Below are 16,168 nucleotides of genomic sequence, written 5' to 3'. Positions count from 1 at the left end.
GGTCAGGGTTGGCCCGAGAGGGAGAATGCGGCCCAATAGACGGGACTCTCCGGCAACGCAATCTCACGTCCGGCCACGCTGACTCTGACGCGGCCTGCGCGAAGCTGATGAATCAGGGCAAGTTGTGCGTTGCGCAGAGCCTCGGCGCGCGATTGGCCGCGCTCGGTTCCCTGGTAGAAGAGTGGCATCAGCAGCGCCGTCGGTGCGTCGGCGACGTCCCACATGGTGGTCAGCACGGAGGCCGACCCGGCGTAAAAGAAGGCGCGGCTCAACCCCGCCACACCGTCTCCGCTGATGGGGCCGCGGCCAGTGCGGCAGGCGCTCAGTACGACCATCCGGGTATGCAGATGCATGCCATAGATGTCCTCGGCAGTCAGCAGGCCGCTCTCTGCCGTCTGGCCGGGCGGCGCGTCGAGCGCGAGGAAGGAGCCGAACGGGTCGCTGTCGCTGACGATGGCATGCGTGGCAAAATGCAGTACGGTGGCTGAAGGCAGCGCCTGAAGCAGATGAGCCATATCGGCGCGGCTGCCTTCGAGCAACGTGACCTCACTGGCAGGCAGCGTTTCGGCAATCGATTTCACCTCCGCGCCGGTGCCCGGCAGGGGTGGCAGCCGATAGCCGGCGGCGATACGGGGAAAACGATTCGGATTGGCCACGAAGAGATAGTGCGGAGTTAGCTTCTCTGCTGCAGTTTCGTTCTTTTCTGTGTAGGTCAGCAAGCCGGCGGCGGGAACTGTGTGCAGTGCGTAACGCTCGACGAGATAGTGCCCGTGCTCATCGACGAGCGCGGCAAAGGGAAGTTCGAACAGCGGGCCGGAGGGGACAATCGTCAGCAGACTCCCGGGTTCAGTTGGCAGTTCGGCCTCGACGGGCTCAATCAATAGCCGATAGAGTTTTCTCCATACTGTGCGGGTGGACAGGTTTGTTCCCAGTGCCTCGCCGCCGCGGGTGCGGATTCCTCTACCGGTAGAGGGCTCTTCAAAAGGGTTCGCCGCGCGGACGAGCCGTTCGATCTCGACGGCCTTGATCTGCCGAGTTGTTTCGTAGACCGGCTGCCCCGCGCGCACGACCCAGAGGTAGAGCGTGTCTTTCGAGACCCAGTAGGCAAGCATGGTGGAGTGCAGCCGCGCGACGGTCGCGACCATCTCATCGGTGGTCATCGGCGTCGTATGCGCGACACTGGCAATCAGCGTCTCGTTGCTCAAGCCGGAGGCTTGGCCGCCGCGCAGCATCGCGGTCTTGCGCAGGGAAGTCTTACTGAACGACGCGGGCGCTGCTTCGGCGGTGATTTTTGCATGAGGGCTACTCAGCAGGTCGAGGAAGGCGCGCGCACGCGATTGTTCCGTCACCTCTAGCGCCTCAGCGTAGTGGTGCATTCGGGTGAGCACGGCAATCGAGGTCTCGTAGAGATTCAGCGACTGTTCGTTATAGCCGCGCTTGTGCGCGTCCTCGGGAACCAGGTGCTCACGAATCTGCTCGATCAGCGCCAGCGATTGCCGCGCATCGCCGAGTGCTCCATCGAGCTCGTTGCGCGCGAGGCGGATGCGTGCCCGGGTCTCAAGCGATTCGGAGAGACCGCGATGGTCTTTCGCACTTTTGCAGGCTGCCATCGACCGCGTGGCGCTGTCTTCAGCTTCGGCGCGCCGGCCAAGTGTCAAATAGATCTCTGAAAGCTGGTCGTAGCGAATGCACAGCCTGTAGTCGGCTTTTTCGCGGGCGACGGCGCGTTCCAGTAGCGGAAGACCGCGAAGCGGCTGTCCCGACTGGAAGTAGAGATACCCCAGGCTCGGCTCCAGAAAGTTGATGAACTGCTGTGAATGAATCTTCTGCGCATAAGCTAGCGCGCGCTTTTCATACACGATGGCCATTGGGTAGCGGTGCATGGCTTCGTAGGCAACGCTGATGGCGTTCAGCGTCTGCGGCATGTATGCGTGGTCGTGTCCGAGCGTCTGAAGCCGCAGCGCGAGCCGGTAGTGCTCGATGGAGACCTGCGGTCTGCCCTGAACACGCTCCAGCCGCCCCATGCTGGTCTGAAGGTAGGCGCGCTGGGTCGGTTCGCACAGGCACGCAGCATAAAGGGCATCGGCCTTTTGATAGTGCAGCATCGCCTGGTCGTAGCGGGCGAGCGAAAACTCCGCGTCGCCCCACCGGTGCCAGACAGACGCCTCGGCCTCGGGTACGTTCAGAGTCTGAGCTTCGGCGATGAGGCGTGCAAACTCTTCCGGCGCATCCGCTGCGGTGGGTATGACAGCTTCGAGTCTGGCGAAGAGCGCGTACACAGGATCTCCGGCGCGTTCAAGCTCTGATGCCACTGCCAAAAACGTCGTATGGCTCTCGGCTTCCGAGTGTGCGTGGATCAGGACGGTGGCAAGGCCGTAGTGCGCATGGGCCAGACCACTGGCGGAGTGTGCCTGACTAAACGCAGTCTCCGCGTGTCCGAACCAATCCTGTGCCTTCGTGGCATCGTTCTGCTGGGCAGCAAGCCCCAACGCAAAGTCCGACAGTCCCTCGGCGCAGGTGTTCCCGCGTGTGGTTGCGAGGTCAAGCGTGGCGTGCAGAGCATTTTCGGCTGAGGGAATATCATGCTCAAAGAAGAGCAGGTGGTAAGCGGCATCGAGCGAGCGGCCCAATTCGGCATCGGCAAATTCACCGGCGAGTATGGGCATCAGGGCAGATTGCCCTTGCTTTCCTGCCATCTCGGTTCGATGTTCGAGTTCGCAGGACACAGACTGGTTTGCCGGAGGAGCGGCAGAGGCCGTCGCCGTCAGAACCAGAAGGCCGAGAAGACACGTTCTCGATCGAGTGATTCGCACCATGGAACTCGTGCAGCGCACCGCAAAGGGGTACCGCTGAATGGAGCAAGCCTAACACGCGAATGCTTCAACTAATGCGGCAGGCTGACCGCGTACATATACCATGCCGCGTGCGGCAGCCACTGCTCGGTCCAGCGCCAGTCGTCGTCCTTGCCGGTCGTCGCGTAGCCTTCGTTGAAGGCGATACCGTCCTCGCTGGCGAACGACGCTGTGATGCCGTTGACGACCGCACCCGGGGCGCTGGTGTACTCATAAAAATTAAAGAACATATATGGGGCGAAGCCGTGGCCGCTGCCGTTCAACAGGCTCGCGTCAAACGGATTACGGCCAAGAATCCAGTGAAGCTGATGCCAGGCATAGTCCTCAAGTTGAGCGTGAAACTGCGCGTCGGAGGTAAAGAGCGGTGCAGCCATCCGCGCGGCTGCCGCCAGCGACGCGATGCGCGCATCCTCACCCTGCCACCACGGAGCTGCTTCGGCGTCGTGCGGGAAGAAGAAGGCTGTGCGCACCTGGCCATCGCCCACACGGACCAGTTGCCGCGCATAGCCGAAGGGATTGTTCACCTCGTCCGTTACGGCAAGCTCGAAGCCGAGCGAACGCTTTACGGCATCGAGAACGCGGGCCTGCGCTTCGGCTGAGGCGACGGTTCTGTACTCAATCAGGCTGATGACGGGCAGCCCCGCGTCGGATGGATTGAAATACGGCCGCGAGCCCGCACCCTGACGCCAGTAGTCGTGATACTTGTCCTCGGCGGCAAGACGCGCCATCAGGTTGGCTGCGCGCTTGTCTGCCGCCGCGAGGTAGGCTGGCTTGTGTGTGGCGCGGTATAGTTCGGTTGCAGCCATCAGCGCGCAGTAGTCATCGATGATGCTCTCTTTGCCGTCGGGAAGAAGCTTGACGTTGTGCGTGTCGAGAAACCGGAAGGCGTCTTCGGCGGTGCGAAGATACTCTGCGCGGGTGAAGTCGCCGCTGGCAGGCATGGTGCTGGCCAGTGCCAACGCGGCGATGGCCATGCCTCCGCCGGAGCGGAAGCTGACCTGATAAGTGAGCGGCCCATTTTCGATGACCGCGGGGCCGTTGAGGTTCGTGTCGGTTGCGGACGTCTTGATCTTGAAGCGGAAGTTGGGATTGCCGATAGTGCGGTCTTTGGCGAGTTTGAGCCGTCCAGGCGCGGAGATGCTCTCGAAAAACGACTGGCCGGGCCGTTTCATACGCACCAGAAAATCCGCTCCGAAGAGCCCCTCGTCCAGCAGCCTGCGTTCATATTGAACAAAGTTCTCGTCGCCGCGGGTCTTGAGCGTGTTGTAGCTGGCGAGCGCAGTCCAAGCGACCAGTGGGACTTGCTGCGTGTTGAAGGGAGTCAGATTGAGTTGCGACAGGTGAATGCCGTAGTCGCCGGTGGCGTCGTACCAGCCGCCGTGCACATCGACGAACCTGCCTGGTTCGCCGGGAACAGCAAGATGGCGGTCAGCCTGATCGAAGAGGCCACTTGAGCGTTGGCCTTTGAAGTAGTAGATAACGTTCGAGAGTGTGTTGCGTTCGAGCACATTGTCCGCAATCTCGAACATGCAGGAGTGCTCGTCCGTGCCGTTGGCGCGTGTGTGGAGTTCGTATCTCCCTGGCGTGGCCCAGGAGGAGAAGTCGGCGGTCCAGAAGACACGGCCGCCCCAATCGTAGACCTTGCCGGAGAGTTTTAGCACTCCGCTCACCACGGTCTTGCCAGTAGCGTAGTCCACCAGCGCGAAGCCTTCGGGATGGTCTCCGCTGGTGCCCATGACGAGCGCGTGCTTCGGCGCGGTTGTCTCATAGCCGACCTGATCGACCAGAACGCGCACCTGGCCTGAACACATCAGCGTGAGAAAGCCCAGGCATCCGGCATACACGATGCGAATCCATCGCAACATCGTTTCATCCTCCCTAAGCTGGTTCTTTTGGTGTCACCAACTATACTGCGGAGAATTGGTCGAACGTCTTTACAGCCATCCTGCCGGTGACGATGATGGATGAGGCGAGGACTGTCTCTTCGCCTGCCAGTAAAGCTGCTGTTTGTTCGTCCGAATGGGGAACTACTCTTCTATGTCCACATCGTCCTTCGTCATATTGCCTAGCTCGCACGCCCGCGCCCATGATGCTTTTCCACGGGCTGAAGAACTGGAGCGGAGCCTGCGCCAAAAGATACGCGGCGAAGTCCGCTTCGACGCGGCGGCCAAGGCGCTCTACGCAACCGACGCCTCGAACTATCGCCACACGCCTATCGGCTTGGTCATTCCGCTCGACGAGCAGGATGTGATCGATACGGTTGCGGTCTGCCGCTCACTCGGAGCGCCGATTCTTTCGCGCGGAGGAGGGACGAGCCTTTCGGGTCAGGGCTGCGGAGCCGCCGTCATCCTTGATTTCTCCAAATACATGAACAAGATGGATGCGGTAGATTCGGCGGCGCGTACGGTGCGAGTGCAGCCGGGGATTGTGCTCGACCGCGTGAGGGAGGCGGCTGAAGAGTTCGAGCTGACGTTCGCTCCCGACCCGGCCACGCACAGCCGCTGCACGCTCGGCGGCATGATCGGCAACAACTCGTGCGGCATCCACGCGCTGATGGGCGGAAAGACGGTCGATAATATCGAGTCGCTCGACATCCTGCTTTACGACGGCACACGCATGACCGTCGGCCCCACGAGCGAAGAGGAATTGGAGAAGATCATCACAGCAGGCGGACGCAAGGGCGAGATCTATGCCGGTCTCAAGCGTCTGCGCGACACCTACTCCGAACTTGTTCGCGCGAAGTTTCCGAAGATTCCACGCCGCGTCTCCGGTTTCAACCTTGACGAGCTGCTGCCGGAGAGCGGTTTCAACGTAGCGCGCGCGCTGGTGGGTAGCGAAGGCACATGCATGATTGTGCTCGGGGCGAAGCTGCGTCTGGTCAAGAGTCCGCACTTTCGCACGCTGGTCGGCATCGGCTTTGAAGACATTTATATCGCTGCCGACCATGTGCCCGAGATCCTGACGCACAGGCCGATCGGCCTCGAAGGCATGGATGGCAATCTCATCGACTCGATGATCGCCAAGAGCAAGCTGCTGGAGGATATTCCGCTGCTGCCCGAAGGGCGCGGATTTCTGCTCGCGGAGTTTGGTGGAGCGTCGCAGGCGGAGGCGGACGGCCAGGCCCACGCGCTTGCGGCCGCGCTCGCAACGATTTCTGCGAAACCGGAGGCGCGTGTCTATACGCCTGCTGAATCGCGCCGCGTGTGGCAGATCCGCGAGTCGGCGCTTGGGGCCACCGCCTTTATCCCTGGCAAACCCATGCGGTGGGAGGGCTGGGAGGACGCGGCGGTCGATCCTGTGCAGGAAGGTTCGTATCTGCGCGCCATCGCGGCGCTGATGCGCGACTACAACTACGAAAGCCCCATGTATGGACACTTCGGCCAGGGCTGCGTCCACATGCGCTTCAACTTCGACCTTGAATCTTCTCAAGGCATTCTTGCCTTCCGCGAGTTCATTGATCGCGCGGCGGACATCGCAGTTGCGCACGGTGGTTCGCTTTCGGGCGAGCACGGCGACGGGCAGGCACGCGCTGCGTTGCTGCCGAAGATGTTTGGCCCCGAGTTGATGGAGGCGTTCCGCCAGTTCAAGCTGCTATGGGATCCGGATAACGGCCTGAATCCCAACAACCTTATCGATCCGCATGAGCCGCATGAGGACCTCCGCCTTGGCCACGACTACAATCCCTGGCAGCCGGAGACGCACTTCGCCTTTGCGGAGAACAACGGCTCATTCGCTGCGGAGACGTTGCGCTGCGTTGGCGTCGGTGCATGTCGCAAGAAGGACACAGGAAGCATGTGTCCCAGTTACATGGCGACGAACGAAGAGCAGCACTCCACACGCGGACGCGCGCACATGCTCTGGGAGCTGATGCAGGGCGAACTGCTGCCCGATGGGTGGAAGAACAAGCAGGTCAAAGAGTCGCTCGACCTCTGCCTCGCTTGCAAGGCATGCAAGAGCGAGTGCCCCGTTAGCGTAGACATGGCCACCTACAAGTCGGAGTTTCTCGCGCACTTCTACGAGGGCGAGACGCGGCCGCTGGCGCACTACGCCTTCGGGCGCATCGACCGCTGGGCGCGGTTGGCCTCGATTGCTCCGGGGCTGGTGAACGCCATCAATAACGCGCCGGTGATCAGCAGCATTGCCAAGTCCGTATTGCATATTCATAAGGGCCGCAGCTTCCCGCGCTTTGCAAGACCATTTATGCGCGAGCGCAGAAACCTACAGCCCGCGACGCTGCCCGAAGTCTTTCTCTGGGCCGATACGTTCAACAATTACTTCCATCCACCGACGATGCGCGCCGCATATCAGGTGCTTGGCGACGCAGGCTTTCGCGTCGCGCTGCCCAAAGGCCATCTCTGCTGTGGGCGTCCGCTCTACGACTTCGGCATGTTGGACACAGCAAAGGACTATCTGCTGAAGGTGCTCGACGCGCTCGCGCAGCAACTGGCTGCGGGCACGCCCATCGTTGTGCTGGAGCCAAGCTGCGCTTCTGTCTTCCGGGATGAGCTAACGAATCTGTTGCCGCACGATGCGCGCGCCCAAAAGCTGCGCGAACAGACCCTGCTGCTGAGCGAGTTTCTGGTCAAACACGCGCCACACTATCAGCCGCCGAAGATCGACAAAAAGATCATCGTCCACGGTCACTGTCATCAAAAAGCCACGATGGGCATGAAGGACGAACTACAGGTGCTTCGGGCAACGGGGGCGGACGTACAGCTCCTCGACTCTGGCTGCTGCGGCATGGCCGGTCCCTTCGGCTTCGAGAAGGACAAGTACGAAGTCTCGCAGACGCTGGGCGAGCGCGTGCTGCTGCCTGCTGTGCGCAACAATGTCGAAGCAATCATCGTGTCGGACGGCTTCAGTTGCCAGGAGCAGATTACGCAGAACACCACTGCGCGTCCCATGCATTTTGCTGAGGTGCTGGCACGAAGGAATCATTCCTGATCGATTTGCAGAAATTGGCGCTACACCCAGCGATGAGAGATAGAGCGCCGCGTTTATTCAGCTTTGCCTAGGGTCTTATCTTTATATGCCTTCTGCAAAATGTAGAACGCTTCCTTCTTCTGTCCCTGGTCGCTGATTAAGCCTTTGCGGTTGAAGTTGTCTTCCTTGCCCGGCAGTGTGCGCATCGGTGAACGAAAGTCCATCAGGACCCATGGCGTCGTGCCGCGTAGCTGCGGGATTTTATTGAGCATCGGAATCTGGTGACGGTAGATCTCGGCTTGGTACTCCTCTGTCCACGGCGTGGGCTTCTCGCCCGGTTTGGCGTGGTTGCCGAAGCGGGCGCCACCGCCCCACTCGGACATGATGAGCGGCTTCTGATAGTGGATGTCCCAGGTGGTCTTGTCGATCGAGTCGATGGGCCCGTCATACCAGCCGATGTACTCATTGGTGCCAATGACATCGAGCGCAGCTCCGAGCGGATCATCGACAACTTTGACTGGCCCGCTCGGCGACTTCACTGTGCGGACGAGCAAAGCGGCGGTGACGAGGCGCGTTGGGTCAAGCTCGCGCGCGTAGTTGGCCATTGCAGTGAGGTACTTGGTGCGGGCCTCTGTGTTGGGCGTCTCGTTGGCGACCGACCACAGGATGACGCTGGCCTTGTCGCGGTCGCGGCGGATCATCTCGCGCATCTGCTGCTTGGATTTTTGGAGCACGACGGGGTTGTCGAACTGGAGCGCCCAGTAGTCGGGAATCTCCGACCAGATGAGGATACCGAGACGGTCGGCGGCGCGAGTCATGCGCTGGTCATGCGGATAGTGGGCCAGCCGCGCGAAGTTGCAGCCGAGCTCTTTGCACCAGCCAAGCAGCGTATCGACATCTTTCTCTGAATACGCGCGGCCGGTGCGATAGGGCGCTTCGGCATGAATAGAGACACCGCGCAGAAAGATGGGCTTGCCATTGAGCAGGATTTCGGTGCCGCGCGCTTCGACAGTGCGGAAGCCCATGTCGTCTTCGAGCTTGTCCTCGGTTGCTCCCGAGCCGGCGGTCAGCTCGACTTTGTATAGCTTCGGTGCGTCTGGCGACCAGAGTGTGAGCGACTTGATTGGTAGCGTGATCGCAGCGCGTGCGTTAGCATCGGTCGTGGCCTGCACGGAAGCGTGTAACTCCGGGATGCTGACCGTGACAGCAGTACCAGCGGCTGCGCCTTCGACGTGGACGTAGCCTTCGACGGTGCGGTTCGTACTTGCTTCGTCAGCCGTGCGAACGAGGTGCAGGTCATAGTCGTCGATAAACTGCTCAGGCACGTCAACGACGGAGACATCGCGGTGGAGGCCGCCGTAGTTCCACCAGTCGGTCTGGAGCGTGGGCACGCCGTCGGGGATGCGCGAGTTATCGACCACGACGACGACGAAGTTATGGCCGTCGCGGACGACGCCGGTGATGTCGCAGTCGAACGGAGTAAACCCGCCCTCGTGCTCGCAGACCTTATTCGTGTTCACCCAGACGTAGCTGCGGTAGTTGGCTGCGCCGAAGTGAATGAAGGTGCGGGTGTTGGGTTTCGAAGTGTGTTCGAAGTCCTTCTCGTACCAGATAGGTCCTTCGTAATAGAAGAGATTGGGACGCTGTGTGTTCCAGTCGCCGGGCACCTTGAGCGTGGGCGAGGTGCTGAAGTCGTACTCGTCGCCGGGCTGGGGCTTGGCGTCCATGAAGTAGCCGCGCGCTTTGACGTGATGGTGGAAGTCGTAAATACCGTTGCCGTAGGGATCGACGAGGGTGTGCCACTCGCCGTCGAGCGACGTTGCAGGGCGATGGTCGATGTCAACCAGCAGCGTAGTGTTTTGCGTGGTGACTTCGCTTGGAGGATAAGCGTTGGTCTGGGCGAGCAGCGTGGCGGGCAGGGCAAGCGATGCGGCAAGGAGGAGGCGGACTGCCTGGTTCATGAACGGTTTCTCCGAGGTCGTGTGATGCGGACGAACGAGTGACCCCATGATACTTCGGTCTCTGAACAATTGTCCCGCAGCACTCCTTCCCAGGTTTGATGTGCAGGTAGCAGAGCGGCATCTCCAAAGATCGGAGGTTAAGTCTCTTCTGTTTATGTTATGGAACGCTAAGCGGAAAAATCATGTATTTGACACGTCATTGTATGCAGAGTTAGCATTTGCGCGATTTCATCTAAATCTACTTATATGAGGAGAAAGCAACGAATCGCACGCGTTTGATCTGCGTATTAATAATGATTTTTTCTGCGTTTGTATGCTGCGAGCCTACCCGCGCGCAGAGTTGTGGGACGCCAGGCTTCGTATACATGCCATGTGTCCCCGTGGATCTTGGGGCTAGTTGCGAAAATGAAAGTGTATTAGTTCGTGGGTTGCACTCCGGTAATCCCCAGAATGGTGGAACCTATACGGTAACAGTGGGGCTGCCCCTCGGATTGCGAAGTGTTCTACTATGCGGCGGACGGCTCATGCCTTGCGGCCAGTCTGAGAAGTCCAGCCGTTCTTCTGCAATTGAAGAAGCTTTCAAAACACGCCTGAATTCTCGTAGCATCTTGAACCGGCGGGTTGGTTGCCTACAAAGAGGGCGAATATAAAGACCTCTTGCTCAATCCAGATCGATTGCTCAGGAACACTATTCCTCCGCTAGAAGACAAACACCATGGGGAGCGGTTGACTGATGAACAAACTTTGTCTGGCTCTTTCGCTTCTATTTATGTGCGCTTCGGCCTTGCCGCAAAATTATAGCGACAAGGCCGCAAGCCAACCGCCGATTCCGGTGAGCAGGCTGGTATTTTCCGCTCCCGAGAGAACGTCTCTTGGCGCAACCGGGACCATAATGAAGGCAGATTATGGCTGCGCCGATGACGGCTCGGTTCTGCTTCAAATCGCAGATGCACCACAGGTTATGGACATGTCGCTCCATGCACTGAAGGGGCCGCTCGACGACATCCGATTTTCCCCTCCTCATCTTCCTGGCTACAGTTCCATTGCAAGTTGGCCAGTCGCCTATTTTTCGGACAGTCAAGAGGTGGCGATACTGGAACAGGCGCCAATCGCGCAGAGTCAGTTAGAAGCTGAAAGGACGCCACAAACCTGGGCGTGGCTTGCATTGCTCTATGACCGCAAAGGAACCTTTGAACATGCCGTACCCATACCCTCGGACATTGAACCGGTGGCGTTGGGCATCTACGGCTCTGGCGACCTGCTGCTTGTGGCAACCAACAAGACCACCAAGGCTGCCGATCTCGTCGTTCTTTCTCCTTAAGGAGGTGTCATTACCCATCTTCTGCTGTTTGACGACGACTACAACACCAGCAAGACGGCGAAGCGGCAACAGCCTTTTGCAAGCCTCGGCCCTGACGTCACATTCACGAGTCTTCAGATTGCCGCCCATGGAGACAACTTGCTGCTTGTCCCACGGATGACGAGTTCGCCGATCATCGAAGTCAATGAACATGGAGTTGTCCATACTGTCCCCCTCCAACTGCCCAAGGGAATCGCTATCGCCGGGTTGCTTGCTCAGGATGGATCCTTGTGGACGGTCCGTACCTACACCAATCTGCAGATCGAGACGGACAGCAAGACCGGTCAGAAATCTGGCTCGATGCACGAAGGGCCTGTCTTTGTCTTCAACTCATTCGATGGGAGTCTCGTGCGCAGAATCGATCTGCCTGCGAAGTTCAATGGCCTGTTAGCTTGCGAACATAATGGTGACTACACTGCCCTGACGACGGACCCCAAGGATGGGCGACTCGAAGTGCTCAGCGGAAGAGAATTGGAGAAGTAAGCTGAGATACATTTGGCCGCGTCATGACGCGGCTTCCGGCACGGGCGTCTCTGCGAGCGGGAGGAAGAGGCAGAAGATGGTGCCATGATAGGCCGTATCTGCCGTACTGCGGAAGGTGAGCCGACCCTGATGGTGCTTTACGATGCCATCGGAGATCCAGAGGCCGAGGCCCGTTCCGTTGAGGTCTTTGGTGGTATAGAACGGCTCAAAGATGCGGGCGCGCACCGTGGCGGACATGCCGCAGCCGGTGTCGGCGATGGTGATGCGGATTCCCTTGCGGCCCTTCGGGTGCGCAGCCGAGTACTGTGTAGCATCGTGCGCGCGGATAACGAGTCGTCCGCCCTGGCGCATCGCGTCAATCGCGTTGGCGATCAGGTTGTTGAGCACCTGACGGATGTCGTTTTCAAAACAGAGGATGGGTGTGGCTGTGGCATAGCAGGCTTCGATGGTGATGCCAGAGTTGGCGAGTCGTCCCTGATAGAGCTTGAGCACCGCATCGACCAGGTCGGCTGCGGTGACGCTGGTGGCGCGCACGGCCTGGCGATGAAAGCGCAGCGTCTGGGTAGCGATCTGGCAGACGCGGGAGAGCTCATTCTGTGCTGTGTGGACGTATTCTTTTGCGCCTGCCGGCAATTCATCATCGAGGCCAATGAGATAAAGAAGGTTGGTAATGGCCTCAAGCGGATTGTTAATCTCGTGCGAGATCGAGCTGGCAAGACGGCCTACGGCAGCCAGTTTTTCGCTCTGGATCAGCGCGGCCTCGGCCTTCTTTTGATTGGTCACTTCAAGCACGGCTGCGGCCATCGCGGCGACCGTGCCGTCGGGGTTGTAGACGGGCGAATAGCTGACGTTCCAGAAGCGGTGTTCTCCAGGCCGCGCGGGAAGCTCGCCTTCGAGCAGGTGATTTTTGATGGGGTGGCCGGAGACGGCCTGCTCGAACAGTGCGCGGATCCCGGGAAGGGGCGCGATCTCGGTGATGGTGCGGCCAAGAATCTCCTCTCGGGGAAGGCCAATGGTCTCGATCTGGCGGTCGTTGACGCGGAGGTAGCGGAACTCCACGGGGTCGAAGAGCGAGAGGCCGATGGGCGCGGTCTTATAGACGGTTTCAAGTTCGGCGCGTTGGCGCTCAGTCTCAATCTGGCGGTGCTGGAGCGTCTGCTCGTCTTTCTTGCGTGCGTTGATGTCAATGGTAATGCCGCGCAGACTGACGGGACGGCCGTTCTCCATGATGGCCTGGCCGCGGCTTTCGAGCCAGAGCACCCGGTCATCGGCGGCGCGCACCTGAAACTCCTGCACAATGAGTTCGCCAGTCTCGATGGCGGCCTTCGTGCATTGGGCGATGATGGGTAGATACTCCGGCACAAGGATCTTCTTGAACGCGCCGAAGTGCGGCAGGCTTTCCAGCGGATGGCCGAAGACTGGGTATGAGCCCGCGCCGAAGGTGATCCTGCCTGTGGCGTAATCGATGTCCCATGTGGCGACGCGCGACGCCTGCTGGACAACGGAGAGTAGCTCCTGCTGTCGCGTGAGCGCAGCCATTGCTTCACGTCGTGCGGTCGTGTCGCGGAAGAAGACGACGATGCCGTCGTCGAAGGGGCGCACCTGAAACGAGAACCAGAGATTCAATGGCTCTGGATAAAAATCCTCAAACTCAGCCGCGAGGTTCTGGTACATGGCGCGATTGAAATGGTAGCGATACGAGGAGTCGGGCGTGGCAGCGGGAAACTCCTCCCAGACGTGCTTACCCATCAGGTCGCCCTTGATGGCGAGCAACTCCCGGGCGCGGCGATTCAGGAAGGTGATGTTCCAGTCGCGGTTCACGCTGAAGACCGCGTCGGTCGTCGCCTCAAGCACCTGATGCAACCTGCGGGAGGCGGCGTCGCGCAGCAGCTCCGCACCCTTGCGGTCGGTAATGTCGCTAAAGGAGAGCGCGATGCCTTCCGCGGTCGGCAGCACATGCGTGTCGAGCCAGAGATCGAGCGGAGTGCAGTGGTATTCGATGTAGGCAGGCTTGCCTGTCTGCATCACGTTGCGGTAGACCCGCTCGACCTCGGTGCCGAGCTTTTCTGGAAATATCTGCCAGTGGTTTCTGCTTCTGATATCTTCAGGCGTCAGGCGTAGCAGGCGAATCGCTTCGGGATTGGCAAAGGTAATGTGCCAGGCGCGGTCCATGCAAAGGATACCCACAGGGAGCCGCATCAACAGATGCACAAGCTGATCGTGCTCGCTGTCGATACCCCGGCGCGCCTGGGCACGCCGTTCCGGATGCGGGGCCGTGTTGTCGAGTGGCGCGTTCGACATAGGAGCCGGGTGGTGTTCCTTTATACAGACAATTCGTGCATGTGACTAGACGATACACGTCCCGAACGGACATACTCGAACGACGGCTAAAAATCGGCGGATTGAACGAGCACCGGCTTGATGTCGATGACCGGCGTGCCGTCAATGGCCTCGAGCGCCGCGACCCTGAGCCTGTTCCCGCTGATTTCAAGTACCTCAACGCGATGCAGCCCGATGGGGTTTGGACGGTCGGGTGAGCGGGCTGCAAAGACGCCCGTCAGCGGCATGTCCGGGTTCCATCCGGGATGCACCTCCAGCACGTCGCGGCTAGCCTGATGAAACCATGTCAAGAGCACAATCTGCTGGCCGGCCGCGATCTTCGACAGTCCCTGCTGCACGTCCGGGTTGATGACGACCCATGCTTCCGGTGCGCCATCGCTGCCCTGCCTGGGGGCATTCGTCCGTTCCTTCAACGGCGACTCAACGTATCCGATGGGCACAAGCGAAAACGAAGGTGCTTTTGCAGCATGACTCTGCGGAATTTCAGGGAGGGCACCAAGCAGATGCGAGTACCGCGACTCACGAGAGCCGGGCTGGCGCGGAAGCTGCACGGTCAGCGGGCCGGTCTGCGCGGGGTCCTCTTCGCCCCGGTTGCGCGCGGCCAGACGATCGAGCGTGGCCTGGACTGCGGCAAGATCGTCGAAGGTGTAGAGACGATCGGCGCGGCTGCGAATCTCGCCAGGCGTCTGCGGGCCGCGCAGCATCAGCAGGCAGAGCGCGGCGGTCTCGTCACGCCGCAGGTTCAGCACCGTGCGGATGCGGTGCTCGTACTTGGGCACGCGGCCATCGTGGACCGGCGCAACGAGCGCGAGGTCTTCAAGCGTGTGCAGCGCCTGGCGCACTTCGGCTTCGGTGAGCGTAAGCACAGGATCGCGGCTCGACTTCTGGTTGCAGGCGTTCGCCAGCGAGTTCAGCGAGAGTGGATAGTTCTCCGGCGTGGCAATCTCTTTTTCAATCAGTGAGCCGAGCACACGAAGCTGGATAGGGTCGAGCGTCATATCTATAAGGGTGCCACAGCAGAGTGGATAGGGTCTTCCGGCAACCGGTCCAACTAACCGCAAACGTCGTCGCTGCGCACTCAAAGAAATACACCGGCACCTTCGCCACGGTGTCCGATGATGCTCAAACTGGATCGGTCAGGTGGCGAAGAGACCCTGCAACGCACCGACGTGAAGCGCGTAGCACTTCAGAAAAACCATCGCTTACGGAACTCATTGGTAGGCGCGGGAATTGGAGCAGGGGTCGGTGCCGGAGTAGGAGGGAGTGGCCACTTTGCTGGCAAGAGCGAGACCGTGCCAGCATTTGCAGGAGGAATTGCAGTTCTGGGAGCCATCATAGGTGCTGCCATTCCGAGCCACTCGACGGTTTATCGCGCCGTGCACTGAGTGCGGGTCATATCCGCTCTGACACAAAAGTTACAGCAAATGGCTCTCGGGATTCAGAACTGGTCCGATAAAATCGAGTATGCAAATGCCATTCGGTAAACGGTATTTGCGTATTTCGATTTGGGCCAAATGGTCCCGGGAGCATCGATGAGGTTTTTGGGCCGAACCAGTTGGACGCTGGTGATTGCGATGGTACTGACATGCCCGGCATGGGCGGGTACGCCCGCGCACCGAGCCACCTCGAAGAGGGTGCAGCACCACAGGCTCGCTGACGCAGCTGCCTCGATGAGCGCCGAGGCTACCTCACTCTCCGATCAGTTCCGTCTTCGGCTCCAGAACCTGCACACCGGCGAGAACCTCAACATCGTCTACCGCATCGGCGACACCTATATTCCCGAGGCGCTCGACAAGCTGAACTACTTCCTCCGCGATCACAACACCGACGACGTCATCAGCTACGACCCGAAGGAGTTCGATGTGCTGCACCAGGTGATGCAACGGCTGCATCGCCCCAACGGGGTGATCGACATCGTCTGTGGCTATCGAACACCCGAGACGAACGAGGCCCTGCGCGAGTCATCTCCTCGCAGCGGCGTCGCCGAGCATAGCCAGCACATGGAAGGTCACGCCGTCGACATCCGCGTGCCGGGCGTTTCCACCGCGCGGCTGCGCAATGCCGCATTGAGCCTGCATGAGGGCGGTGTAGGCTACTACCCGGTCAGCCACTTCGTCCATGTGGACGTAGGCCCGGTACGGCAGTGGACCTTCGGCCGCGCACCGCGAAGGCGCGTCTATCGCCACCGCTCCCGGATGCGCGTGGGCGAGTAGATTGCTATGCTTCGTGCATGAACTCGTTGCAATCGG

Annotated in this window: 9 protein-coding genes; 4 read left to right on the top strand and 5 right to left on the bottom strand. The window is 60.1% G+C overall.

Annotated features, from left to right (window positions below):
- Positions 1-2: 2 nt before the first annotated feature.
- Both VFU66_RS02080 and VFU66_RS02075 read right to left on the bottom strand, forming a co-directional pair.
- Positions 3-2,696, bottom strand: coding sequence for a CHAT domain-containing tetratricopeptide repeat protein (locus VFU66_RS02080; protein WP_326444571.1), 2,694 nt, complete (start codon positions 2,694-2,696; stop codon positions 3-5).
- A 188-nt stretch (positions 2,697-2,884) separates the two neighbouring features.
- The gene (locus tag VFU66_RS02075) at positions 2,885-4,717 is read right to left on the bottom strand and encodes a glycoside hydrolase family 9 protein (RefSeq protein ID WP_326444570.1); all 1,833 of its coding nucleotides are present in this window, start codon (positions 4,715-4,717) and stop codon (positions 2,885-2,887) included.
- A gap of 172 nt (positions 4,718-4,889) precedes the next feature.
- Here VFU66_RS02075 and VFU66_RS02070 point away from each other — a divergent pair, with 172 nt between their 5' ends.
- Positions 4,890-7,796, top strand: coding sequence for an FAD-binding and (Fe-S)-binding domain-containing protein (locus VFU66_RS02070; protein WP_326444569.1), 2,907 nt, complete (start codon positions 4,890-4,892; stop codon positions 7,794-7,796).
- Between the two features lie 53 nt (positions 7,797-7,849).
- On the opposite strand, the gene VFU66_RS02065 is transcribed toward VFU66_RS02070, so the two are convergent.
- Positions 7,850-9,736, bottom strand: a complete 1,887-nt coding sequence (locus VFU66_RS02065) for a glycoside hydrolase family 2 protein (RefSeq protein ID WP_326444568.1) — start codon at positions 9,734-9,736, stop codon at positions 7,850-7,852.
- Between the two features lie 733 nt (positions 9,737-10,469).
- On the opposite strand from VFU66_RS02065, the gene VFU66_RS02060 reads away from it, so the two are divergent.
- Together VFU66_RS02060 and VFU66_RS02055 are read left to right on the top strand one after the other, a co-directional pair.
- The gene (locus VFU66_RS02060) at positions 10,470-11,057 is read left to right on the top strand and encodes a hypothetical protein (RefSeq protein WP_326444567.1); all 588 of its coding nucleotides are present in this window, start codon (positions 10,470-10,472) and stop codon (positions 11,055-11,057) included.
- A 138-nt stretch (positions 11,058-11,195) separates the two neighbouring features.
- A complete protein-coding gene (locus VFU66_RS02055) occupies positions 11,196-11,579 on the top strand; it encodes a hypothetical protein (RefSeq protein ID WP_326444566.1) in 384 nt (127 codons plus the stop codon).
- Positions 11,580-11,600: 21 nt separating this feature from the next.
- On the opposite strand, the gene VFU66_RS02050 is transcribed toward VFU66_RS02055, so the two are convergent.
- Entirely contained in the window at positions 11,601-13,880 is a 2,280-nt protein-coding gene (locus tag VFU66_RS02050) for a PAS domain-containing sensor histidine kinase (RefSeq protein ID WP_326444565.1), read from the bottom strand.
- Between the two features lie 86 nt (positions 13,881-13,966).
- The gene (tsaA, locus tag VFU66_RS02045; RefSeq protein ID WP_326444564.1) at positions 13,967-14,917 is read right to left on the bottom strand and encodes a tRNA (N6-threonylcarbamoyladenosine(37)-N6)-methyltransferase TrmO; all 951 of its coding nucleotides are present in this window, start codon (positions 14,915-14,917) and stop codon (positions 13,967-13,969) included.
- Positions 14,918-15,451: 534 nt separating this feature from the next.
- On the opposite strand from tsaA, the gene VFU66_RS02040 reads away from it, so the two are divergent.
- Positions 15,452-16,132 (top strand): YcbK family protein, encoded by a 681-nt coding sequence (locus VFU66_RS02040; RefSeq protein ID WP_326444563.1) that lies wholly within the window; start codon positions 15,452-15,454, stop codon positions 16,130-16,132.
- Positions 16,133-16,168: the final 36 nt, after the last annotated feature.

Origin of the sequence: Edaphobacter sp. (assembly GCF_035763405.1) — a bacterium.
Taxonomy (GTDB): Bacteria; Acidobacteriota; Terriglobia; order Terriglobales; family Acidobacteriaceae; genus Edaphobacter.
Note: the sequence above shows the minus strand (reverse complement) of the source record. Positions and strands in the feature narration are given on the sequence as shown.